Here is a 19,566-nt window from a genome sequence, read left to right on the forward strand (position 1 = left end):
GCCGACGGTCCATGAGGCACGGCACCAGCAGCCGACGTGTGGGACGTCAGTGGGACGTCACCACCTTGAGAGGCCCACTACGTCCCAGTGTCGACCACATGCTCTAGGCCTTTGACCAGGCAAGACTCGGCGTGGCGCTCGTCGCGTCCCTCCCCAGGTCGCTCTCCTAAAGCGGGTGTCGCAGGTTCGAATCCTGCCGGGGGCACGTTGTGTCTGTGCAGGTCAGACGCAGCCGCCTCCCCGCCGTCGGTCACTATCGGGCTGAGCCTGGCACGGACTGGTGCCTGGATGGTGCCCGAAGCGGCGCGGTTGATCCGCTCGATGTCGGCCCGCTCGGCGTCGGTGCCCCTAAGGTGCCCGTAAGTGTCCAGCGTCAGTTTCGTGGGGCTGTGGCCGAGCCAGACGGCGATGGTCTTGATGTCCACCCCGGTGGCGATCCACAGGATGTGTGGCAGTAGAAGCTGTGGGTGGACCGGTTCCATCCGTGCTGTCCGACCGTTCGGCGGTCGAGGTGTCACCGCGTGTGCTGGGCGCGGCTATGGGCTGGTCACGGACCAGCGTCGCGGCCCACGAGTCTGGCTGCGGAACCGTGTACGGTGAGGCGGGCGAGGTGCGCGGGCAGGCGGTTCGTGTCACGATCCGGAGATGATAGGGAAGCACGCCCAGTCCTCTTCTCCACTGGATGAGCCGCCGGTCGAGCTTGCGGGGAAGCCGTTCTTCGCCGAGACCGTGACGTTGCTGAGGGCCGTTCGTGACCACGACTTCGACACGTTGGCACGGCTGTGCGATGACGACTTCGGGATCGTCGACATCGCGCCTGATGGGTCCGGTGTGCCTATTCGGACACGTGCGGAGTGGGAGGCATGGTTTCGGGACTCGCTGTTCCCCAGGCTGGAGCAGATGGGGGCCTCTACCGACAGCGAGATCACTGGCTATGAGGCGCTGCGCAACGGCGATCTCGGCTATGGCGTGCTTGATTTTCGCCAGACCCTGACCGTGGCCGGGCTGACGGCCACGTTCGACTGCATTGCCACGCTGATCTGGAAGCAGACCCCGGCAGGGTGGAAGGAGTCTCGCTGGCACTGCTCGGTCATTTCGTCAGATGTGCCTGCGGCTCTTCAGGCAGCGACGTAGATCACGGTCACGGCAGACCGAGACAGAACGCATCGATCCAGATGTTGTTCAACAAGTGATTCCGGGTGTGCGCCCAGGCAGAACAAGTCTAGGCATATGACGGCGACTCGTGGTCGCGTCGTGACTTGGTGATGGGCCTGGACCTTGAGCGCGACCAGACGTCACCGCTTTGCTGATCCAGGACTGCACGTCAAGCAGGCGCCAGGCGCACCGCATCGCCTCGCATCACGTGAGGGTCCCGCCCCTGGCTGCTGTTGGGAGTGTGATCAGGTACAGGTACCGCACACCAAGGACTACGCGTGTGACCTCACCGGGAACGTCCTCGTCCTCAACCTGGTCCGGGCGTCGATAGTGAACGCCAGGCGTCGACGCGCCCCCCGCGACGGACACTGGGCTGTCATCCCCACTGGCCTCCATATCGAGCCCGCCCGCGTCGGCAACGAAACCGCGCAGACCGCCACCGGTCGGGCACGCGGAGCGAAGATCACTCGTACGACATCGCCGATGTGCTGCCATGGCAGTGAGCGCCGTCCCGCTTGAGCTACGACGCCGTGAGGTTGACCCCAGATGTGCGCTCCTAGGGCTCGGGGAACACAGAACCTTGCACGCGGCAGACATCCCAGGTTCTGGTTCTGTCAAGCGGCGGTGTTGAGGTGGTGCTGCCCGGCGGTGTATTCGTCGTAGAAGGTGCGGCGTCGTAGGCAAGCTCGCCGACGCAAACCTCGACACACAGACCATGGCGAACGACACCGACTCAGCCACCCTCCGTGAGCTCCTCCCGCACCGCTGGCCGACGGACTGACGCCTTCCTGCCTGCCGCCGAAGGGTCGTGCCGCTGAGCGCGCACATCGAATGGGCTGAGGACGTCTCACGGTGCGTGGCTACCGGCAACCATCCTTCTCGGGCGGCGGATTGGTCGCGTCGCCGCCCTCGTCGAACAGACGTAACAGCAGGGGTCGGTTCTTCGCTGGCCAGATGAGCTCGCGGAACTGGTCGACAGGCCCGACCGGCCATCTATGCGCAATGCTCAGGACCGCTGGGTCCTGGATCAGCGGGAGGAGCAGGTCCGGGATGTCGGCCCAGGCGACCTTGAAGGGTCGGTCCCACAGCTGCACGACCTTCGTCGTCACCGGAGGGGTCAGGCACAGCGCGTCGTGCATGCGGGCCAGCTTCCCGTACGCCGCCATCAGGGCAGCTTCGCGGTCCTGCCAGGTCTGCGCGCGGACGACATCCCACAACACGGGCGTCAGCTCCGAGCCACACGCAAGGCGGGAGAAGGCCGTTCCGAACCACTTCGAGTACGGCGCGTACTGCCGTTCCATCAGGAAGGCTAGCCGCATGAGGTCGCTGACAAGACGCGACCCGATTACCGATGAGCCCAGCTCGTCGCCCGCGGCTCCTGCTCTGCCTACCAGGTTCATCTCCGGGTGGACGCGCCACCAACCAGCGACCAGCAGGTACAGCCAGACGTCGTGGGGGTAGTAGGCCAGACGGTCCCGTGCTGCCTGCAGGCCCACCTCGTCGTGGAAGACGGCCCCCGAGGTGAGCATGCGCAGCACGTCCTCCGGCATTGTCAGCCAGTCGCGCACTTCGATGTCACGGTCGATGTCCAGCTCCAGCTGTTGCCGGACGTAACCGGGGACGGTGTGGACCTCGTAGCCGATCCGGTGGCCGGCGAAGGTCGGTGGTAGATCCCGCCGCAGCGCCGCACGGACCTCGACGCCATAGCGCGGCTCGTCCCCCTCGTCGAGAAAGACCAGGACCCGCGGCTTCCAGTCGTGGTCGGTCGACATCTCGTCGTCGAAACCGAGCACCTCCGACCCCCGGCCGAGCAGCGCCGCCGAGTGCCGCAGGTCAGCGAACTCGGCGCTCAGAACCGGCTGCACGACATCGTCGTACAACCGCCGGCTCAGCTCGGCCCCCGGAACGAACGTCGGCATGCCATCAGCCTCCTCCCAGGAACCCAGTGTGGACCCAGGCACCAGCTCGGTCGAACCATCAGACGGGCCGAGCCGCGACCGTAAGGACGGTCGCGAGCATCCGCAACGGTCGGTAGTTTCGCTCCATGACCGGGTTCCCCCAGCTGCTCCACACCGTCCTGGACACGCCGGACGTCCGAGCGCTGGCAGAGTTCTACCGCCAGCTCCTCGGCCTTCGGTACCGGCCCGGTGACGAACCGCCGAGAGACAGCACGCCTGACGCTGCCGACTGGCTGGTGCTGACCGATGCGCAGGGCAACCGCCAGCTGGCCTTCCAGCACGTCGACCACCTGAAGCGAACGACATGGCCCATGCCCGACGTGCCGATGCAGATGCATCTGGACCTCACTGTCCCCGACCGGGAAGCGCTCGAAGAACAACATCTGCGGGCGCTGGACCTGGGCGCTCAGCTCCTCTTCCATCGCACGGAAGACTTGGACGAGCCGCTGTACGTCTACGCCGATCCGGCAGGACATCCGTTCTGTATCTTCGTCGCCTGAGGGGCACCGCTTGCCCGTGTGACAGTGGTGCGCCCCTGCCGGCGGACCTTGCCCCAGCCGGTCGTTGCGCATGCGTCGCGCGTTCCCTGTTCGCCTCCTGCCGGTGGGGACCAGTGGCCGAGTGCGCTTCTGGGCAGACTGCTCCGTCACCCCCCGGCCATCCCGGGCCCGAGCACCGCCGCCGCCTCCCCGTGGTCGAGCGTGGCCGGCGTCTGCTCCAGGCCGCGCTGGTTGCCGCCGTGCTCGCGGGTGTCGACGAGGCCGTCGAAGCCCGGTCGTCGATCGTCGTCGGGTCCGGGGGCACGAGGTAGGAGTGGGCCGGCATGATCGGGGTGCGGATCGCACCGGTGGTCGCGTCAGGCAGGTTGCCTCCGTGCACGGCCCAGGTCTCGCCGGCCAGGCTGTCGTAGTCGTGCTTGTCGGGACGGGTGCGCTGCTGCGCGGCGGTTCATGGTCCTGAGCACGCCGCTGTCCTGCTCGACTGATGCCCTATGCCCTACGGAGCGGGCTCCTCGGGGGCGGGCTCCTGTGGTGCGTCCTCCTGAGGCGCCTGCTCCTGCGGCGCCTCCTGCTGCGGAGCCTGCTCGTCCGGCACATCCTCCGGCGCGTCCTCGGGCGCCTGCTCCTGCGGCACGTCACCCTCCTGGACGTCGCCCGGCAGAGGCACATCGAGCTCCACGTCGGGCGACTCCTCCCCCGTGCCGCTCCAGCCAGGGATCGAGGTCCCGACACTCGTGTTGCTCGTGCCGCCCGTGTAGGTGGACACCGCGCGCCCGGTCGAGAGCTCGAAGGCCACGATGACGACCATCGTCATCGCGAAGAGCGCAGCACTGAGAGCGACGATCCGCTTCCAGGGCAGGCCCTGCAGCAGCTGCCCGACGGGCCTCTTCGCGTCCGGTCGGTCGGTGTGGTCCACGTCCTCGGCGTGCGGGTGGTCCTCGGCCTGTGCGCCTGCCCCTACCCGGGCCGGCACCAGCTCGCGCTCGCGGCCGGTGCGCCGAGCCGCGAAGGCCTGCGCTGCGACGCGGTCCTTGGTCATCGCCAGGTAGTGCGAGTAGACGGCGCCCCCCACCGTGATGCACAGGCTGCCCAGCGCGGCACCCAGCAGGGTGCCGGCCGCGCCGAGACTGGACAGGAGCACGGCCGAAGACACGGCGCCCAAGGCGCCACCTGCGGAATTGACCCAGTTGATCTGAAGACGCGTCGGCTCACTCACTGTGTCCACTATCCGCCCCTTCGCGTCGCCACCCAAACTGACGCGCCCACACCCGGCCTAGAGGTGACCGACCTCACCGTGATCGGCTCCGGACGCTGCGCTCCCCCGTCATCCAGGTCCCGCTCGTCGCACAGGAGCTCCGCGTGGGGCGGGACGGTGCTGTGGCTGCGCTCGCCGGTCTGACGCCATCCCAGCCTCTCGTAGAACCCGCGGCCACGACGGTTGTCGGTGAACACCCGCAGCCACGCCCGCCGGCTCCCGCGCGCTCGCATGCGGTCGAGCACGGCGGCATGTGCGTCCTGAGCGACTCCCGTGCCCCACTCCTCGACAGCGATCCCGAAGTGAGGGAGCTCGTCCTCGCGCACCGCGCCCGGCTCCTGGACCTCGAGCACGTCGGGAACACCCGCAGTCTCCATGTCACGCAGGCGAACGCGACCACCCGGTTCCGACCGCCTCACAGCCTACGGGCGCACAGGCACCGTCACGCGCTGCCTGGCACGACCGGAGAAGGCCGAGCTCCCCTGCGCCCGCACGTGGGCGAACGCGTCGATGACCCGTCCCCTCACGGATGGACCGGTGTGGTGGAAGGACCCTGCGTCGTAGCCTTGTCGGATGACCGAGAGGGTGACCATCCGGCCACTGGCAGCCACGGACGACCCTCTGCTGGCCGCCGCCACCCTGGACAACCTGAACTGGTCAGAGCAGCGCTTCACGATGCACGACGTGAGGGAGCGGTCCCACTTCCGTCACTACACGCAGGTCGTGGACACAAGAGGTGACTTCGGCGTCGTCGCCGAGCACGAAGGTCAGCCCCTCGGAGTGGCATGGGCACTCTTCCTCCCCGCCGATGACCCCGGCTACGGCTTCGTCGACGAGTCCACCCCCGAGATCAGCCTGTGGGTGAGGGAGGGCTTCCGCGGGCAAGGGGTGGGCAGGGCCCTCCTCCAGGCGTTGCAGCAGGAGGCGAAGGACCGGGGCGTCGCCCGTCTCAGCCTCTCGGTCGAGACCGGGAACGACGCCGAGCGCCTGTACGCGACCGAGGGGTTCAGGCCAGTCAGCGGGCATGAGGAGGACGGGGTCATGGTGTGGGCACCCTGAAGGAGCCGAACCACCCGCGGACGCCGGTCCCCTGGTATGCCGTCACCGCCCTGAGCCGGGTGGTGCAGACAGCGATGCGCGCACGGAACTCGGACGAGCCGGCCGCACGCACGCGCACCTCGGTCGTCCGGCGCGCGCGTGTGACCACCGACATCCGGTACGGGGACCTCCATCCCAACAGCTACCTCGACGTGTACCGGGCGGACGCGGCGGCGTCGCGGAGCCGGCCCACTGTCGTCGTCGTCCACGGGGGCGGGTTCATCGCCGGCCGCAAGTCCGAGAAGGACCCGCACGCCGGCGCGGACAGCGCGTCCTTCGCGCTCGGCCACGGCCCTGTGCTGGATGCCGGCTACAACGTCGTCTGTATCGACTACGGCCTGGCGCCCCACGTGCCGTACCCGACACCGGTCATCCAGCTGGGGCAGGCGGTCACCTTCCTGTGCGAGCACGCGACCGAGATCGGTCTGGACATGGGGCGAGTGATCCTGTCGGGGCTCAGCGCCGGCGGCCAGGTCGTGGGCCAGTACGCGAACGTCCAGACGAACCCCGGCTACGCCACACGCCTGGGGCTCCGGCCGACGCTCGACCCGGGCCACCTCGCAGCGGTCATGTTCGACAGCACGCCGTTCGACCTCCGCCCGGGCGCCCGGACGCAGACACCCTCCTGGCGCAACGACCTGCTCTTCGGTCTGTCCCTGCGCACCTACTTCGGCCTCGACCCCGCACGCATCGTCGAGGCGAGCGTCACCGACCACGTCACCGCGGCCTTCCCGGCCGCGTTCATCACCGACGGCAACTCCGGCACCTTCCCCCACCAGGCCAGCGCTCTCGCGACTCGTCTGGCCGAGCTGGGAGTCCGACACGAGCTGGTCCTCTACCCGCGGTCAGACGCCGAGCTCGGCCACGGTTTCATGGCCCAGCCATCCGCGTGGACGGACGACTACAACCGCCGCAAGCTGACGTTCCTCGCCGAGGTGGCACGGCTGGACACCTTCTGAGGGCACCACCGCCGCCCGGGCCCGGTCCGTTGGGTGTGGGGAAGGGACGCCACGGTGCGAGGCCGGGGTCCGGCCTACCGCACCATGCGCACCTCGACGAGCCCGTCGAGCTCGTGGTCGGCCTGCTCGGTGCCGTCGGACGTGAAGCCGTTCTTCTCGTAGAAACGTCGGGCTCGTGCGTTGTCCTTCGCCACCCACAGCTGCGCAGGTCGCCCGCTCAGGCACTGCTCGAGGAGCGCGTGGGCGACCCCGCGGCCATACCAGGGTGCCAGCACGTAGAGCGCATACAGCTGCTCCTCGCGCGCCGGCGGGTGGTCGCCGTGCCTGACAGCCCGTCCTCGCAGAGCAAACCCGACGAGACGACCTTCATGGCGGGCGACGCGGACCCGGTCTCCCGCGTCCTCCTGGGCAAGCAGACGTGACCACATCAGCAGTCGCCCGCTGCGGGCGGAGTCGTCGTAGAAGCGCTCCGGCAGAAGCTCCCCGTAGGCCTCCCGCCACGCCTGGACATGGACCGAGGCCAGTTGCTCTGCGTCATCGACGTCCGGCCCCGTCACCTGCCAGTCCACAGCCCCCATGGTGCATGCTCCCACCTCGATCGTGCTGGCGCGCCCGCTGTGCCGGAGCCCGCACTGGCGTAGCGTGCGCGCATCGGCTGGACGCGTAGTCCGTTGATGCGGGGGCTGGCCTTGGCGGCGTCGCTCGCCCTCGTCGTCGTCTCCTGGGACGAACGGGGCGCCTGGTTCTGGGTGGGCGTGGCTCTGGTCGTCCTCAACGTGGGCGGGTTCCTGGCAGGCAGGGTCCGAGCCGACGAAGCCGACCGGCCCACTGCGTCGCGGGTGTCCGGCGACCTCCCCCCCGACGCCGAAGGCGACGGGCAGTCGCATCGCCTGGATGAGCTGCTGTCCTTGCCGGGCGTGACCGCTGCCTTCGCGGCCGGGCCCCCGCTGTGGCGGCAGGTGAGCCACCTCGATGACACCCGCTTCGAGCCGACGACCGCACAGGAGCTGGCGGCCTACATCTGGCTCGAGTATGACGATGGGTGGGCGATCGGCCGCGACCGCACAGGAGCTGGCGGCCTACATCTGGCTCGAGTATGACGATGGGTGGGCGATCGGCCTCGGCGACGAGGTCCAGCCCTACCTCGATCTCGACATCGACGAGGAGGACGACCCGGTGGTCGCCGTCCTGAGGAACCATCCGGCGGTCGAGGACGCCTTCCATGCCGATCGCGAGGTCTACATGGTCGAGCAGCGCCGCCCCTCAGCACCGAAGAGTTCGCCGAGCTCGCCGCCCGAGCGCTGGTCGCACACCACGTGCACGCAGCAGCGCGCATCTAGGTGTGCGACGACCGACGAGTCAGGCCGGCGGGAAGGTGGTCGCGACCCGCTGATGGATCTCGGCAGCGGGTGCCGCGTGCAGAGGACCCTCCGCGCTGAGGAGCGACGCCAGCTTCCTGGGCCAGAGCACATGCACACCACCGGTGCGGAACGCACCACCGATGACAGGCCAGTCCGCTGCCACGAAGCACAGGACCCCATGCACCGGCACCTCGTCCTCAGCCAGGACCGCCTGCACAAGGCCGACCTGCGTGAGCACCCCGTCGACGAGCGTGCTGCAGTCCCGGCTGCCGACCATCAGCTTCTCGGTGCGTGGCAGGGATCCGCCGGTCGTGCAGCACCCCTACCGATGCCGATGCCAGGCTGTCCAGCCGTCGGCCAAGACGCGCTTCGCCGACGCGCCGGCAGAGCCCTGGGCACCGGGCGCAACGACCCCGTCCGGGACACCCACATCCTCCCCTCTGTGCGGGGCCGCCTGGCCGGGGCACCGTACGCAGCGCACCGTCTTGCTGGTCCGCTCGTACACGCCCCGCGTCCCGGCCCCCAGCGCGACACCACACACGGCGCATGTGCCGGCGTAGCGCAGCCTCATCTCCTGGCCGCCGGAGGCAGCTTCCCCGTCAGGCTCCGTCCTCATGCGGGATGAGACTACGTGCCGCTCATCCCGGCTGCTGGGCCCTCCTGGGCGACCTCCTGCACCACTTCGTTGCGACGCAGGAGCCCGGGCACGAAGGGTGGGTCGTAGCGCGCCCACCTCGGCGAACCCACCGGCGTCAGGCCGGCGGCCCTGACCGCGGCGTCGAGCTCCTTGCGGTGCTGCTCGAACGAGGCCCGGGTCCACCGACCGCGGTACCGACGCGCGGCGCACAGCACCGCCGGGCGCTCGTGGAGCTGCACCTCGGGGCTCGTCGGGACCGGCGCACTGTCCAGCGTGAACGAGGAGGGGAGGACGAACGCCACCGCATACTCGCCGTCGCCGGTCTCGCGCTGGTCGAGCGGCTCCGTCATCGGGATCCTCTGGTGCTCCTGCTGGAGGACGGGCGCCGTCATGGCGACCTTGGTGGCCGAGCGGTTCTGACCGCTGATGTAGCCGAGCAGCGTCCGGAAGGCAGCGTTCCCGGCATCCTCGAACGGCGCCCGGACCACGACCTCCGCCACGAGGTGCGGCGCATAGCGCCGCAGCTCGAACCCCGCATAGGCCTGCACGACGTCGTAGGCCTGCTTCTCCGTCACCTCACGAAGGCTACGCGCTGCCGTCGCGCCCGTGGGCGCCGCGGGGTTGCCATCGGTCAGGGCGTCGATGTGCCGATGATGCTGTTCTTCCTGCTCGTGTCCGCCCCCGACCGACCGGGTCGTGGGACGATGGTCGGACAGGGCATCGACGTGTGGCGGTGAGCGCAGTGCGGGCATCGGCGGGTGGGTCGTCGGAGGGCGCGGCACGTCCGGGGGTGCGGTACGGCCGGGAGTCGCTGGAGCACGCACGGCTGGTCAACCTCAGCGATGCCGTGTTCGCGATCGCCATGACGTTGCTCGCGTTCAAGGTCGACGCGCCCGAGGGTGTGACGACCTTCGCCGACCTCGCACCCGTCCTGCCGCAGGCGCTCGCCTTCCTCCTGAGCTTCGCCATCGTCGCCAACTTCTGGTGGCACCACCACCGGCTGCTCGCGCGCATCGAGGAGGTCGACCCGGGCTTCGTCCTCCTCAACCTCGCCCTCCTGGGGGCTGTCGCCCTCGTGCCCTTCCCGACCGAGCTCATCGGCCGCGACCCGGGCGAGGTGGCCCCGGCGGTGGTCTACCTCGCCCTGATGCTGGTCATCACCGGGCTGATCGTGCTCATCGTGCACCACGCCGAGCGCGCGCGCCTGTGGCGGCACGACATGGGCGAGCACGAGCGGCGGGGGCACGTCGTGGGGTGGGGCGCCATGCTGGGGCTGACGGCCCTGGCGCTGGTCGTCGCGCTGTGGTGGCCTCTGCTGGGGCTGGCGTTCCTGCTGCTCACCGGTCCCGTCGACGCACTGGCGCGCCGGCGCACAGGCGCACCTCGACCGGCCAGGCCCGCGGCTCCCCAGGACTGAGCACAGGTCAGGCGTCCCGTCTGCGCAGCAGCAGCGCGGCGGCGGCCAGGGCGAGCACGACATACGCCATGAACACCGCATAGCCCGTCCAGGGTGACAGCGCGACCGGTGCGCCGGCCAGGGCCGTCGTCACCTCCGGGGTCGCGATGCGCTCACCGGCGGTGGAGGGCAGGTACGGGTACATGCGGGTGAACCAGTCGGAGGTCATCATCAGCAGCTGCACCAGCGTGGAGAGCATGAGCAGGATGCCCAGCGTCGCGGTGATCGCTCCCGCGGTGTGCCGCAGCAGCGCGCCGATGCCCAGCCCGAGCAGGCCCACCCCGGCGAGGTAGAGCCCGGTGCCCCAGAAGAGACGCTGCACCTGGGGGTCCGACAGGTCGGCCGCTGCGGCGCTTCCCAGGAGGGGGTAGCTCACCAGGAACGACAGGGCCACGCCGACGACCCCGAGCACGAACGACAGCGCGGCGATGAGCACAGCCTTGGCCGCGAGCACCGGGACCCGTCGCGGCACGGCGGCGAGGGTGGACCGGATCCGCCCGGTGGAGTGCTCCCCGGTGACGACCAGGGTGCCGAGCACGGCGACGACGACCTGCGCGAAGCTGTACCCCAGACCGATGGCCATGGTGCCGTCCGGCGCAGTGCCGCTGTCGGGCGGCGCGACGGTCGCAGCGACGGCCATCAGACTCGCGATGAGCACCATCGCGACCAGGGTCGCCAGCACGGTCCAGTAGGTCGACCGCAGGCTCCAGAGCTCGATCCACTCCGCGTGCAGCACACGCGGGAAGGTCACCGGCGCCGTCACGAGGGTGCGCGCCGGCGCCGGCGCCCGGGTCACCTCCGCGTGCGACGTCATGACCGTGACTCCTGGAGGGACTGCTCGGAGCGGTACTCCACCTCGCTGTGCGTCAGCGAGAGATAGGCGTCCTCCAGCGACCCGCCCAGCGGAGTGAGCTCGTGCAGCGGCACGCCGGACGCCGCAGCGGCCTCCCCGATCTCCGCGCTGGTCATCCCGCACACCTCCAGCGCACCCGGGCCCACCGGCACCACCTCTGCCCTGCCGGCGGTGAGCAGGTCGACCAGCTCGCCGGCCCTGGGCGAGAGCACCCGCACCCGGTCGTCCTGGGTGCTGCGCACGATCTCCTCCACCGGCCCTGCGGCGATGATCCGCCCCCGACCGATCACGAGCAGCTCGTCGGCCGTCTGGGCCATCTCGCTCATCAGGTGCGAGGAGATGAAGACGGTCCGGCCCTCACGCGCCAGGTGACGCACCATGGTCCGCACCCACTTCACACCCTCCGGGTCCAGACCGTTGACCGGCTCGTCGAGGATCAGCGTGCGCGGGTCGCCCAGCACCGCGGCCGCGATGCCCAGGCGCTGCCCCATCCCCAGCGAGAAACCACCGACCCGCCGGCGGGACACGCTCTGCAGCCCGGTCAGCTCGATGACCTCCTCGACGCGACGCCGAGGGATGCCGTGGGTCGCGGCCAGGGCGCGCAGGTGCTGGTAGGCGCTCCGCCCCGGGTGCACGGCCCGCCCGTCCAGGAGCGCACCGACCTCACCCAGCGGGGACCGGTGCTGCGCGTACGGTCTGCCGTCCACCGTGACCGAGCCCGACGTCGGGTGGTCCAGGCCGACGATCATCCGCATGGTGGTGGACTTGCCCGCACCGTTCGGGCCGAGGAACCCGGTGACCGACCCCGGTGAGACGGTGAAGGTGACCCCGTCGACCGCTGTCGTGTCGCCGTACCGCTTCGTCAGCTCGTGAGCCTCGATCACGCGGCTCTCCTTCCGGTGACGCCGCCTCCCGGACGCGTCCCGCCCCGGGCTCCGGCGCTGCCGAACCCCATTCTCCGCCGCGCCCCGGGTGTCGCGGTGGAGTCGAACGGCCCGAGCCCCGAGGACCTACGTCCTGCGTCCCCCGTCACCGCCAGGTGTCGCAGGGTCAGCCGGGGTCGGCCGTCACGGATGCCGTCAGCCGGGTGCGCACCGCGCTCGTGACCTGGCGTAGCGCCACGGTCGCCACCTCGCGCTCCTCGTCGGTGAGGTCACCGGTGGCCGCACCCACCATGGCAGCGAAGTCCGCGTGGATCGCAGCGACGGCACGATGGCCCTCGTCGGTCAGCTCGAGGCACAGGCTGCGTCGGTCGTCCGGGTGAGGCACCCGGTGCAGCAGGCCCGCAGTGACCAGGCGGGTGGAGATGCCGGTGATGGCGCCGTTGGTCACCGAGAGGTCGGCGGCCAGCTGCCGAGGCGTCAGGCTGCCGGACTCGGCGATGCGGAACAGGCTCCGCAGCTCGCTGGTGGACAGTCCGTGGTCGGCGGCGATGCGGCGGCGGTCCTCCTCCAGTGCCCGGAGCAGGTGGATGACGGCATCGGGCAGACCGGTCAGCAGGTGCCTGCGCCTGCACATCGCGGTCATAGGGGCCCTCCATCGGTCCGGGGACGCCGCATCCCACCGCCGGCTCACTGACCCCGCGATCGTACGACAGGGGGAAGATACTTCACTTATCATATGCTTTAATTAGTAAAGCACTACCGAGCTCCTGCCCACGCAACCCGCTGGCGGCTCGATGAACCGATGGAGGATCCCGTGATTCCCGACGTCCTGTCGCAGGGTCAGTACGACACCGTCTACAACTTCCTGTCGCTCGTGATCGCCTCACAGCTGTTCACGGCTGTGTTCCTGCTCATCTCGCTCCCGCGCATCCTGCCTCGCTACCGCCAGGCAATCACCGTCGCGATCGTCGTCTGCGGCATCGCGGCCTACCACTACTTCCGCATCTTCGACTCGTTCAAGGAAGCCTTCGTCACCGACGCGGTCGGCGGGGCCGGCGTCTACGTGCAGGCCGAAGGCGCGTCGTTCAACGAGGGCTACCGCTACGTCGACTGGCTGCTGACGGTGCCGCTGCTGCTCGTCGAGCTGATCGCGGTCCTGGCTCTGGCGCGCACACTGCAGTCGCGGCTGCTCGCCCGCCTCGTCCCGGCCGCGGTCCTCATGATCGCCCTCGGCTACCCCGGCGAGGTCAGCGACGACAACACCGTGCGGATCGTCTTCTTCGTCCTGTCGATGATCCCCTTCCTCTACATCCTTTACGTCCTCTTCGTCCAGCTCACCGCGTCGCTCGACCGCCAGCCGGAGGGCGTCCGCAGGTCACTGAGCAACCTGAGGTGGCTGCTGGTGCTCAGCTGGACGGTCTACCCCGTCGCCTACCTGCTGCCCATGCTCGACATCTCCGGGGGGGACGCGTGGGTCGGCAAGCAGATCGGCTACTCGGTCGCCGACATCGCGGCCAAGTGCGTCTACGCGCTCATCATCTACCGCGTCGCCCGGATCAAGTCCTTCGCCGACGACCCGGAGTTCGCCGGCGTCGAGTCCTCGCACGAGGACCTGGTCCCCGCGCACGACGACGTGGTCGTGCCCGCCCGCTCCAGTTAGAGGACGGTGCAGCCGGGGCTCTCAGGACACGTGGCCCTTCAGGATCTGGTGCCAGTAGAGCCCCGGCTGCAGGTAGCGGTCGAAGAAGAAGGTGCTCGCCCGGGGCCGTGCCAGGTCGGGGAACGGGACGCTCGGCTCCGGCTGCCCGGCACGGTCGAACTCGGCGAGCACCAGACGACGGCGCGACGTGGTCACCGGCGCCACGGTGTAGCCGTCGTAGTGGCGCAGCGGACGGCCCAGACGCGCTGCCGCGATGTTGTCGGCCACGACGGGCGCCTGCTTGCGCAGCGCACCACCGGAGGGCATGGCGTCCGCGTCGGCCACGTCGCCCAGGCCCCACACCCGGGGGTAGGCCAGGTGCTGCAGGGTCCGCGGGTCGACCGCCAGGAAGCCACCGTCGGCCGAGCCGGCCAGGCCACTGTCGGCGACCCACGACGGCGCGCGGTGCGGCGGCGTGAGATGCCAGGCGTCGTAATGCAGCCGTTCCTCGCCGGTGGGCGTCCGCAGGTGCAGCTCCCGCGTGTGGATGTCCACGGACTCGACCGTGGTGCCGGTGCGCACGTGCACCCCGTAGCGCTCCGCGGCCGCGCGCAGCTCCCGGTCGGCACGGGCGTGGTCGACCAGATGGTCCGCCTGGACGACGAGCTCGACCGTGACCGCCGGCAGCACCCCCTGCCGGCGCCAGTGGTCGGCCGCGGTGAAGAGCGGCTTGAGCCCCACCGGGGCGCAGGGCACCTGCCCGTCGGCGACGGAGAAGACCGCCGTGCCACGGGTCAGGGCCGACATCAGCGACCACGTCTTGGCAGCGAGCTCGGTGACGTAGTTGGTCGACGCATACGGCGTGGCGACCGCATCGCGTGAGCCGGGGACGGCCGCCCAGTCGACCTCCGAGCCCGGACAGACCACCAGGTCGGTGTAGCTCAGCTCCCCTCCCCCGGCGAGCCGCACACACGAGCCGTCGGCGTCCACCCCGGTGACGCGGTCGGCATACCAGCGGCAGCCGTCCGGGACGACGTCGGCCTGCGGCCTCTCGAGGTCCGCGAGCTCGGCCAGGCCCGAGCCCGCGTAGGACAGCAGAGGGCGGTAGCGGTGCACCGGCGAGGGCTCGACCAGGGCCAGGTCGCGGCACCCGTCCCGCAGCAGCCGGGCGGCCAGCGAGATGCCGGCGTTGCCGCCGCCGACGACGACCACGTCGTGGTGCTGGGTGCTCATGGCTCCCCCTCCGGGATCGGGACCTGGCTGCACCCCACGGTATGCCGCAGCGTCCGGCCGGCGCAGCGCGGGGACACCGGCGTGCTGTGACGCCGGTCCTACGACGACCCGCCACGTGAGCTCTAGAGTGACGTCATGGGACGCCTGCTGAGGGTCCTGCTCCTGACCTGCCTGGTCCTGCTGACCGGCGGACCCCTCGCGGCTGCGGTGACCCCGGCCCCCGACGGCGAGGTCGAGCTGGTGCTCTTCTGGGGTGACGGCTGCCCGCACTGCGCGGTGGAGAAGGCGTGGCTGGAGCAGGCCGTCCAGGACCACCCCGGGCTGGTGGTCACCGACTACGAGGTCTGGTACGACGAGGCCAACCGCGACCTCCTGGTGCGCACCGCTGCCGAGCGAGGCTTCGAGGCCACCGGGGTCCCGGTGACGCTCGTCGGCGACCGGCACTGGGTCGGCTGGTCCGACGCGATGCAGGCTCAGGTCGAGGCGGAGGTCGAGGCCAGGCTGGCCGGTGCCGCCCAGCGTGCGGCCACACCGAGCAGCGGGCAGGTCTCCACGGTCAGCGTGCCCCTCGTCGGCGAGGTCACCGTCGGCGCCGACTCGCTCGTGCTGTCCACCCTCGTCATCGGCTTCGTCGACGGCGTCAACCCCTGCTCGCTGTGGGTCATCACCGTGCTGCTCGCGATCGTCGTGCGCACCGGCAGCCGTCGCCGCGTCATGCTGGTCGGGCTGACCTTCCTCACCGTGACCGCAGCGATGTACGCGCTCTTCATGGCCGGCATCTACACCGCGATGGGGGTGCTCTCCCACCTCGGTGCCGTGCAGGTCGTCGTGGCCCTCGTCGCCGGCGTGTTCGGGCTGGTCAGCATCAAGGACTACTTCGCCTTGAAGCAGGGCATCTCCTTCAGCATCCCCGACTCCGCCAAGCCTGGCATCTACCACCGGATGCGCTCTGCGGCCGGGCAGTCGGCGCTGGTGCCCGCACTGGCCGCCACGGTCGCCCTGGCGGTCGGCGTCTCCCTGCTGGAGACCCCGTGCACCGCCGGCTTCCCCGTGCTGTGGACCGGCCTGCTGGAGGCCAACGGTGTGAGCACCGCACAGGCCGCCGGCCTGTTCGCGCTCTACATGGCGCCCTTCCTGCTCGACGAGCTCGTCATCTTCGCGGTGGCCGTCGTCACGCTGCGGGCCACGAAGATGCAGGAGCGGCACGGACGTCTGCTCAAGCTCGTCGCCGGCACCATGATGCTCGCCCTCGCCATCACCGTGCTCGTCAGCCCCGAGGCGATGAGCAGCCCCCTGGTCGCCCTCACCGTCTTCGCTGCAGCCTTCGCGGTGGCGGCGCTCGTGCACGCCGTGACGCTGGCCGTCTCCGGCGGCGGCACCTCCGCACCGACACCACGCGCTCCCGGCACCGCGACCCGGCCGAAGGCCGGCGCACGCTGAGGGACGGGGCCTGCGTGGCCCCGGCCCTCAACACCCGCACCTACCTCTCCGACCTCGTCCTCACCACCCGGCCCGCCTGCACCGCCGGGTCACCCGGGTAGGTGACACCCTTGGACTGGGACCACCTGCAAGACCGCGGCCTGCAGGTTCGGCTGCAGGCTGGTGACCGCCGGTGACGGCGTGAAGGTGACGGTGAACGAGATGTCGTCCGACCCGGCCTCGACCTTGCTGCCGTAGGCGCCCTGGGTGAAGCTGCCCAGCTTGATGAAGCCGAGGAGCGTGAGGTTGCCGGTGACCGTCTCCGACCAGCTCTGCGTGCACGTCGAGAAGGCGGCGTGCTCGTAGGTGATCGTGACGGTCGGGTAGTTGGACACCAGCAGGTTGGTCAGCAGGCCGAAGCCGCCGCCGTCCTCGACGGAGCCCATCGCGTAGGGCGGGGTGTTGAGGAAGGTGAAGCCGGTGACGTCCTGCCCCTCGTCGGCGCAGGCCTGTGCGATGGGGTCGGCGGAGAAGAAGCCCTGGCTGGTCCCCTGCTGCCACGCCGCGGGTGCCATCGACACCAGCGAGTAGCCGGGGTAGGTGATCTCGACCGAGCAGTCGGTGCTCGTGCCCGAGGCCTTGGACATGTCATAGGTCGCACCGGCCTCCACGCCGAAGGTCAGCACCTCACCCACCTCGAAGCCGGCGTGCCCCGCGAGGTCGACGCTGAGGCTGTCGCCCGAGGACGACGACGTCGACATCGCGATGCTGATGGCTCGTGAGGTGTTCTGCAGGTCGTTGCTGATCGAGGCGAGTGGCGTGGTGACCGCCCAGCCGACGTTGACGTCGGTGCTGACCGCCCCCGTCACCGGGTCGAAGGTCTGCATGCCACCGTTGCCCTGGCCCGGTGCCGTGGTGTTGCCGTGAGCTGCGCCAGGGTCCAGGCGCGCCGTTCTGCACCTGGTCGGACAGCCCGCTGACCGGCTGCATGAGGTCGAGGTAGGTCGCCACGTCGGTGATGACCTGGTCGGCACCCATCGGAGCCTTGGGCAGCAGGGCCTTGAGGGTGCGGGCCGAGGCCATCTGCGAGTAGCTCACCGGGGTGACGGCACCACTCCACACCGAGCCCAGGACGTGGCCGATCACGTAGTCCTGCTTGGTCGAGACCCCCGCGGCGCTCATCTGGGCATCGGTGATCGTCCCGTAGGTGGTCTGGTAGTCGCTCACGATGGTGCCGGGCTGCACGCTGGCGTTGGACCGCGCCTGGTTGAGCCGCCCCGCGTCGGAGCCTGCTCGGACTCGGCACCGCCACGGGGGTGCCCTATCGCGTGGAGGACGCGACCCGCACCATCGCCCGGGAGGGCTCTGGCAGGGTGACCCTCACCCCTCACCCCTCAGCCCGGGCCCGCCGTCCCCCAGCTGCAGCAGACCGCCTACGTCATCGGCGCTGCGCTGGCCGGCCTCTAGGGCGCCGACCTGCACCGACGCCGTTGCGGTTGCCGTGCCGGCACGAGGACGGTTGCCTGAGGTGGTCACTGCAGACCCCACGAAGGAGTGAGAAGCATGAGCACGATCACCCGGATGCTGCAGACCCACCCCGTCGGCGGCGACACCTCGGAGGCACTGCGTGCCTGCATCCAGGCCTGCGCCGAGTGCGCGGCGACCTGCACGTCGTGTGCGGACGCCTGTCTGGCCGAGGACATGGTGGCCGAGCTGCGCCGCTGCATCCGCACCAACCTGGACTGCGCAGACGTCTGCGCCGTCACCGGCGCGGTGCTGAGCAGGCTCACCGAGCCGTCGGCGGAGGTGCAGCGCGCGGTCCTACAGGCCTGTGCAGCCGCGTGCCGCGCCTGTGCCCAGGAGTGCGAGAAGCACGCCGACATGCACGAGCACTGCCGGGTCTGCGCGGACGCGTGCCGTCGCTGCGAGCAGGCCTGCGAGGAGCTGCTCGCCACCCTGTGACCGCTCAGGACGCCCACCCACGCGTGCGCTGACACGACTGGGCCCGACAGCACACTGACCGCCGGCTACAGGTGCAGCCGGCGGTCAGTGTCCGTCCGTGGTGCTCAGGAGGCGACGGCCGCCGCGAGCCGGTTCAGGGTCTCCTCCAGGTCCTCCTTCTTCACCAGGGGGAACGAGAGCTTCGAGAGCAGCTCCGGGTCGCTGACGTTGCCCCAGTCGTAGGTGAGCCGGACCTCGGTGGACTCGGGGCCGGTGGAGCTCAGCTCCCAGACCCACTGCCAGCCGGGCGGCTCGGTGCCTGCGGGTGCGGTCTTCCATGCCAGGAGAGCGCCCTCGCTGTACCCGACGACATGGTTGTCCGTCTTGTACTCGCCGCCCATGTGGTCGCCCTCCATGTTCATGGTGAACACCTGTCCGGTGGCGGTGATGCGGTCGGCGTGCTCGACGGAGCGGACGAAGCCCGAGCCGTCCAGCTCGACGTGACGCTCCGGGTTGGACAGGACCTCGAAGATCTCCGCGGTCGAGGCGTCGATGGTGCGCTCCACGGTCATGCTGCTCTGGTCGTTCATGCAAACCTCCTGTGGTCGGTCGTCGTCCTCTCCGAGGACGCGTCCCCCGCCACGCTAACGGCGAGCGCAGGCCCGCGCGAGAGGTGGCAGCCAGTCTGGGACGAGAGCACAATCGGGTGGTGGACCGCCAGGAGGACATGCTCGACGAGGGCCGGGACGAGACCCGCGACGAGCGCATGGACCGCAACTTCAACGAGCTGCTGCAGGAGCTGCGGGTGGTGCAGACCGGCACCCAGATCCTGGCCGGCTTCCTGCTGACGCTGCCGTTCCAGGCGCGCTTCACGGACCTCACGGACTACCACCGCGCCATCTTCCTGGTGGCGATCTCCCTGGCGTTCCTGACCACCGTGCTGCTGGTGGCGCCGGTGAGCCTGCACCGGCTGCTGTTCCGTCGCCACCGCAAGGACCAGGTGGTCGAGATGTCGCACCAGATGGCCCGGGTGGGCCTGGTCACGCTCGGCCTGACCCTCACGACCGTGCTCTGCCTGATCTTCAGCGTGGTCGTGAGCGACCTCGCCGGCTGGGTCGCGGGCGCTGTCGCGGTCGTCGTCTTCGCCAGTGTCTGGTGGGCGCTGCCGACCTGGCTGCGGGGCCACCGGTATGGCGTGACGGACGATGCGGAGTGAGG

The 19,566-nt window shown here is 70.1% G+C and carries 22 protein-coding genes and 1 tRNA gene; 11 read left to right on the forward strand and 12 right to left on the reverse strand.

Going from position 1 to position 19,566, the window contains the following annotated elements:
- Window positions 1-107 precede the first annotated feature (107 nt).
- Both LVO85_RS02500 and LVO85_RS02505 read left to right on the forward strand, forming a co-directional pair.
- Window positions 108-205: transfer RNA gene (locus LVO85_RS02500), tRNA-Arg, on the forward strand.
- A gap of 440 nt (window positions 206-645) precedes the next feature.
- Window positions 646-1,134 (forward strand): nuclear transport factor 2 family protein, encoded by a 489-nt coding sequence (locus LVO85_RS02505; protein ID WP_232745810.1) that lies wholly within the window; start codon window positions 646-648, stop codon window positions 1,132-1,134.
- Between the two features lie 881 nt (window positions 1,135-2,015).
- On the opposite strand, the gene LVO85_RS02510 is transcribed toward LVO85_RS02505, so the two are convergent.
- Window positions 2,016-2,948 (reverse strand): DUF4037 domain-containing protein, encoded by a 933-nt coding sequence (locus tag LVO85_RS02510; RefSeq protein ID WP_232745811.1) that lies wholly within the window; start codon window positions 2,946-2,948, stop codon window positions 2,016-2,018.
- Window positions 2,949-3,199: 251 nt separating this feature from the next.
- On the opposite strand from LVO85_RS02510, the gene LVO85_RS02515 reads away from it, so the two are divergent.
- Window positions 3,200-3,613, forward strand: a complete 414-nt coding sequence (locus tag LVO85_RS02515) for a VOC family protein (protein ID WP_232745812.1) — start codon at window positions 3,200-3,202, stop codon at window positions 3,611-3,613.
- 496 nt (window positions 3,614-4,109) lie between these two features.
- On the opposite strand, the gene LVO85_RS02520 is transcribed toward LVO85_RS02515, so the two are convergent.
- Together LVO85_RS02520 and LVO85_RS02525 are read right to left on the reverse strand one after the other, a co-directional pair.
- Window positions 4,110-4,775, reverse strand: coding sequence for a single stranded DNA-binding domain-containing protein (locus LVO85_RS02520; protein ID WP_232745813.1), 666 nt, complete (start codon window positions 4,773-4,775; stop codon window positions 4,110-4,112).
- A gap of 62 nt (window positions 4,776-4,837) precedes the next feature.
- A complete protein-coding gene (locus LVO85_RS02525) occupies window positions 4,838-5,245 on the reverse strand; it encodes a GNAT family N-acetyltransferase (protein WP_232745814.1) in 408 nt (135 codons plus the stop codon).
- A gap of 196 nt (window positions 5,246-5,441) precedes the next feature.
- Between LVO85_RS02525 and LVO85_RS02530 the strand changes: the two genes are divergently transcribed.
- Both LVO85_RS02530 and LVO85_RS02535 read left to right on the forward strand, forming a co-directional pair.
- The gene (locus tag LVO85_RS02530; protein WP_232745815.1) at window positions 5,442-5,927 is read left to right on the forward strand and encodes a GNAT family N-acetyltransferase; all 486 of its coding nucleotides are present in this window, start codon (window positions 5,442-5,444) and stop codon (window positions 5,925-5,927) included.
- Window positions 5,915-6,925: an alpha/beta hydrolase gene (locus LVO85_RS02535; protein WP_232745816.1), complete on the forward strand. Its 1,011-nt coding sequence runs from the start codon at window positions 5,915-5,917 to the stop codon at window positions 6,923-6,925. Before LVO85_RS02530 ends, LVO85_RS02535 begins: the two co-directional genes overlap by 13 nt.
- 74 nt (window positions 6,926-6,999) lie before the next feature.
- Here LVO85_RS02535 and LVO85_RS02540 read toward each other — a convergent pair whose 3' ends face one another.
- Window positions 7,000-7,494 carry a GNAT family N-acetyltransferase gene (locus tag LVO85_RS02540; protein WP_408637662.1) on the reverse strand — a complete coding sequence of 165 codons (495 nt, stop codon included), beginning with the start codon at window positions 7,492-7,494 and terminating at the stop codon, window positions 7,000-7,002.
- Between the two features lie 105 nt (window positions 7,495-7,599).
- Here LVO85_RS02540 and LVO85_RS02545 point away from each other — a divergent pair, with 105 nt between their 5' ends.
- The gene (locus LVO85_RS02545; RefSeq protein WP_232745818.1) at window positions 7,600-8,025 is read left to right on the forward strand and encodes a hypothetical protein; all 426 of its coding nucleotides are present in this window, start codon (window positions 7,600-7,602) and stop codon (window positions 8,023-8,025) included.
- Between the two features lie 259 nt (window positions 8,026-8,284).
- Here the strand turns inward: LVO85_RS02545 and LVO85_RS02550 are convergent, their stop codons facing one another.
- Together LVO85_RS02550 and LVO85_RS02555 are read right to left on the reverse strand one after the other, a co-directional pair.
- Window positions 8,285-8,563 carry a hypothetical protein gene (locus tag LVO85_RS02550; protein ID WP_232745819.1) on the reverse strand — a complete coding sequence of 93 codons (279 nt, stop codon included), beginning with the start codon at window positions 8,561-8,563 and terminating at the stop codon, window positions 8,285-8,287.
- Between the two features lie 350 nt (window positions 8,564-8,913).
- Window positions 8,914-9,498, reverse strand: coding sequence for an SOUL family heme-binding protein (locus LVO85_RS02555; protein WP_232745820.1), 585 nt, complete (start codon window positions 9,496-9,498; stop codon window positions 8,914-8,916).
- 158 nt (window positions 9,499-9,656) lie between these two features.
- Here LVO85_RS02555 and LVO85_RS02560 point away from each other — a divergent pair, with 158 nt between their 5' ends.
- Complete coding sequence (locus LVO85_RS02560; RefSeq protein ID WP_232745821.1) at window positions 9,657-10,340, forward strand: TMEM175 family protein; 684 nt, start codon at window positions 9,657-9,659, stop codon at window positions 10,338-10,340.
- Between the two features lie 7 nt (window positions 10,341-10,347).
- Here the strand turns inward: LVO85_RS02560 and LVO85_RS02565 are convergent, their stop codons facing one another.
- The 3 genes from LVO85_RS02565 to LVO85_RS02575 form a co-directional block, all read right to left on the reverse strand.
- A complete protein-coding gene (locus LVO85_RS02565) occupies window positions 10,348-11,193 on the reverse strand; it encodes an ABC transporter permease subunit (protein ID WP_232745822.1) in 846 nt (281 codons plus the stop codon).
- Window positions 11,190-12,116: an ABC transporter ATP-binding protein gene (locus LVO85_RS02570; RefSeq protein WP_232745823.1), complete on the reverse strand. Its 927-nt coding sequence runs from the start codon at window positions 12,114-12,116 to the stop codon at window positions 11,190-11,192. Before LVO85_RS02570 ends, LVO85_RS02565 begins: the two co-directional genes overlap by 4 nt.
- A gap of 166 nt (window positions 12,117-12,282) precedes the next feature.
- On the reverse strand, window positions 12,283-12,759 hold the full coding sequence (locus LVO85_RS02575; RefSeq protein WP_232745824.1) for a MarR family winged helix-turn-helix transcriptional regulator: 477 nt from the start codon (window positions 12,757-12,759) through the stop codon (window positions 12,283-12,285).
- Window positions 12,760-12,930: 171 nt separating this feature from the next.
- On the opposite strand from LVO85_RS02575, the gene LVO85_RS02580 reads away from it, so the two are divergent.
- The gene (locus tag LVO85_RS02580) at window positions 12,931-13,776 is read left to right on the forward strand and encodes a bacteriorhodopsin-like (RefSeq protein ID WP_232745825.1); all 846 of its coding nucleotides are present in this window, start codon (window positions 12,931-12,933) and stop codon (window positions 13,774-13,776) included.
- Between the two features lie 21 nt (window positions 13,777-13,797).
- Here LVO85_RS02580 and LVO85_RS02585 read toward each other — a convergent pair whose 3' ends face one another.
- A complete protein-coding gene (locus LVO85_RS02585; protein WP_232745826.1) occupies window positions 13,798-14,988 on the reverse strand; it encodes an NAD(P)/FAD-dependent oxidoreductase in 1,191 nt (396 codons plus the stop codon).
- Window positions 14,989-15,123: 135 nt separating this feature from the next.
- On the opposite strand from LVO85_RS02585, the gene LVO85_RS02590 reads away from it, so the two are divergent.
- Entirely contained in the window at window positions 15,124-16,428 is a 1,305-nt protein-coding gene (locus LVO85_RS02590; protein ID WP_232745827.1) for a glutaredoxin family protein, read from the forward strand.
- Window positions 16,429-16,517: 89 nt separating this feature from the next.
- Here LVO85_RS02590 and LVO85_RS02595 read toward each other — a convergent pair whose 3' ends face one another.
- On the reverse strand, window positions 16,518-17,294 hold the full coding sequence (locus tag LVO85_RS02595; RefSeq protein WP_232745828.1) for a hypothetical protein: 777 nt from the start codon (window positions 17,292-17,294) through the stop codon (window positions 16,518-16,520).
- 676 nt (window positions 17,295-17,970) lie between these two features.
- On the opposite strand from LVO85_RS02595, the gene LVO85_RS02600 reads away from it, so the two are divergent.
- On the forward strand, window positions 17,971-18,369 hold the full coding sequence (locus LVO85_RS02600) for a four-helix bundle copper-binding protein (protein WP_232745829.1): 399 nt from the start codon (window positions 17,971-17,973) through the stop codon (window positions 18,367-18,369).
- A gap of 104 nt (window positions 18,370-18,473) precedes the next feature.
- On the opposite strand, the gene LVO85_RS02605 is transcribed toward LVO85_RS02600, so the two are convergent.
- A complete protein-coding gene (locus LVO85_RS02605) occupies window positions 18,474-18,938 on the reverse strand; it encodes an SRPBCC family protein (RefSeq protein WP_232745830.1) in 465 nt (154 codons plus the stop codon).
- 119 nt (window positions 18,939-19,057) lie between these two features.
- On the opposite strand from LVO85_RS02605, the gene LVO85_RS02610 reads away from it, so the two are divergent.
- A complete protein-coding gene (locus LVO85_RS02610; RefSeq protein ID WP_232745831.1) occupies window positions 19,058-19,564 on the forward strand; it encodes a DUF6328 family protein in 507 nt (168 codons plus the stop codon).
- Window positions 19,565-19,566 lie beyond the last annotated feature (2 nt).

The organism is Ornithinimicrobium sediminis (genome assembly GCF_021272345.1).
GTDB lineage: Bacteria > Actinomycetota > Actinomycetes > Actinomycetales > Dermatophilaceae > Ornithinicoccus > Ornithinicoccus sediminis_B.

Excerpts from the sequence above, each read along its gene's own strand:
- LVO85_RS02530 (WP_232745815.1), top strand. The coding sequence starts at position 5,442 with ATGACCGAGAGGGTGACCATCCGGCCACTGGCAGCCACGGACGACCCT.
- LVO85_RS02605 (WP_232745830.1), bottom strand. The coding sequence starts at position 18,938 with ATGAACGACCAGAGCAGCATGACCGTGGAGCGCACCATCGACGCCTCG.
- LVO85_RS02505 (WP_232745810.1), top strand. The coding sequence starts at position 646 with ATGATAGGGAAGCACGCCCAGTCCTCTTCTCCACTGGATGAGCCGCCG.
- LVO85_RS02525 (WP_232745814.1), bottom strand. The coding sequence starts at position 5,245 with ATGGAGACTGCGGGTGTTCCCGACGTGCTCGAGGTCCAGGAGCCGGGC.
- LVO85_RS02600 (WP_232745829.1), top strand. The coding sequence starts at position 17,971 with ATGAGCACGATCACCCGGATGCTGCAGACCCACCCCGTCGGCGGCGAC.
- LVO85_RS02565 (WP_232745822.1), bottom strand. The coding sequence starts at position 11,193 with ATGACGTCGCACGCGGAGGTGACCCGGGCGCCGGCGCCGGCGCGCACC.
- LVO85_RS02515 (WP_232745812.1), top strand. The coding sequence starts at position 3,200 with ATGACCGGGTTCCCCCAGCTGCTCCACACCGTCCTGGACACGCCGGAC.
- LVO85_RS02585 (WP_232745826.1), bottom strand. The coding sequence starts at position 14,988 with ATGAGCACCCAGCACCACGACGTGGTCGTCGTCGGCGGCGGCAACGCC.
- LVO85_RS02545 (WP_232745818.1), top strand. The coding sequence starts at position 7,600 with ATGCGGGGGCTGGCCTTGGCGGCGTCGCTCGCCCTCGTCGTCGTCTCC.
- LVO85_RS02575 (WP_232745824.1), bottom strand. The coding sequence starts at position 12,759 with ATGACCGCGATGTGCAGGCGCAGGCACCTGCTGACCGGTCTGCCCGAT.
- LVO85_RS02550 (WP_232745819.1), bottom strand. The coding sequence starts at position 8,563 with ATGGTCGGCAGCCGGGACTGCAGCACGCTCGTCGACGGGGTGCTCACG.
- LVO85_RS02595 (WP_232745828.1), bottom strand. The coding sequence starts at position 17,294 with ATGCAGACCTTCGACCCGGTGACGGGGGCGGTCAGCACCGACGTCAAC.
- LVO85_RS02590 (WP_232745827.1), top strand. The coding sequence starts at position 15,124 with ATGGGACGCCTGCTGAGGGTCCTGCTCCTGACCTGCCTGGTCCTGCTG.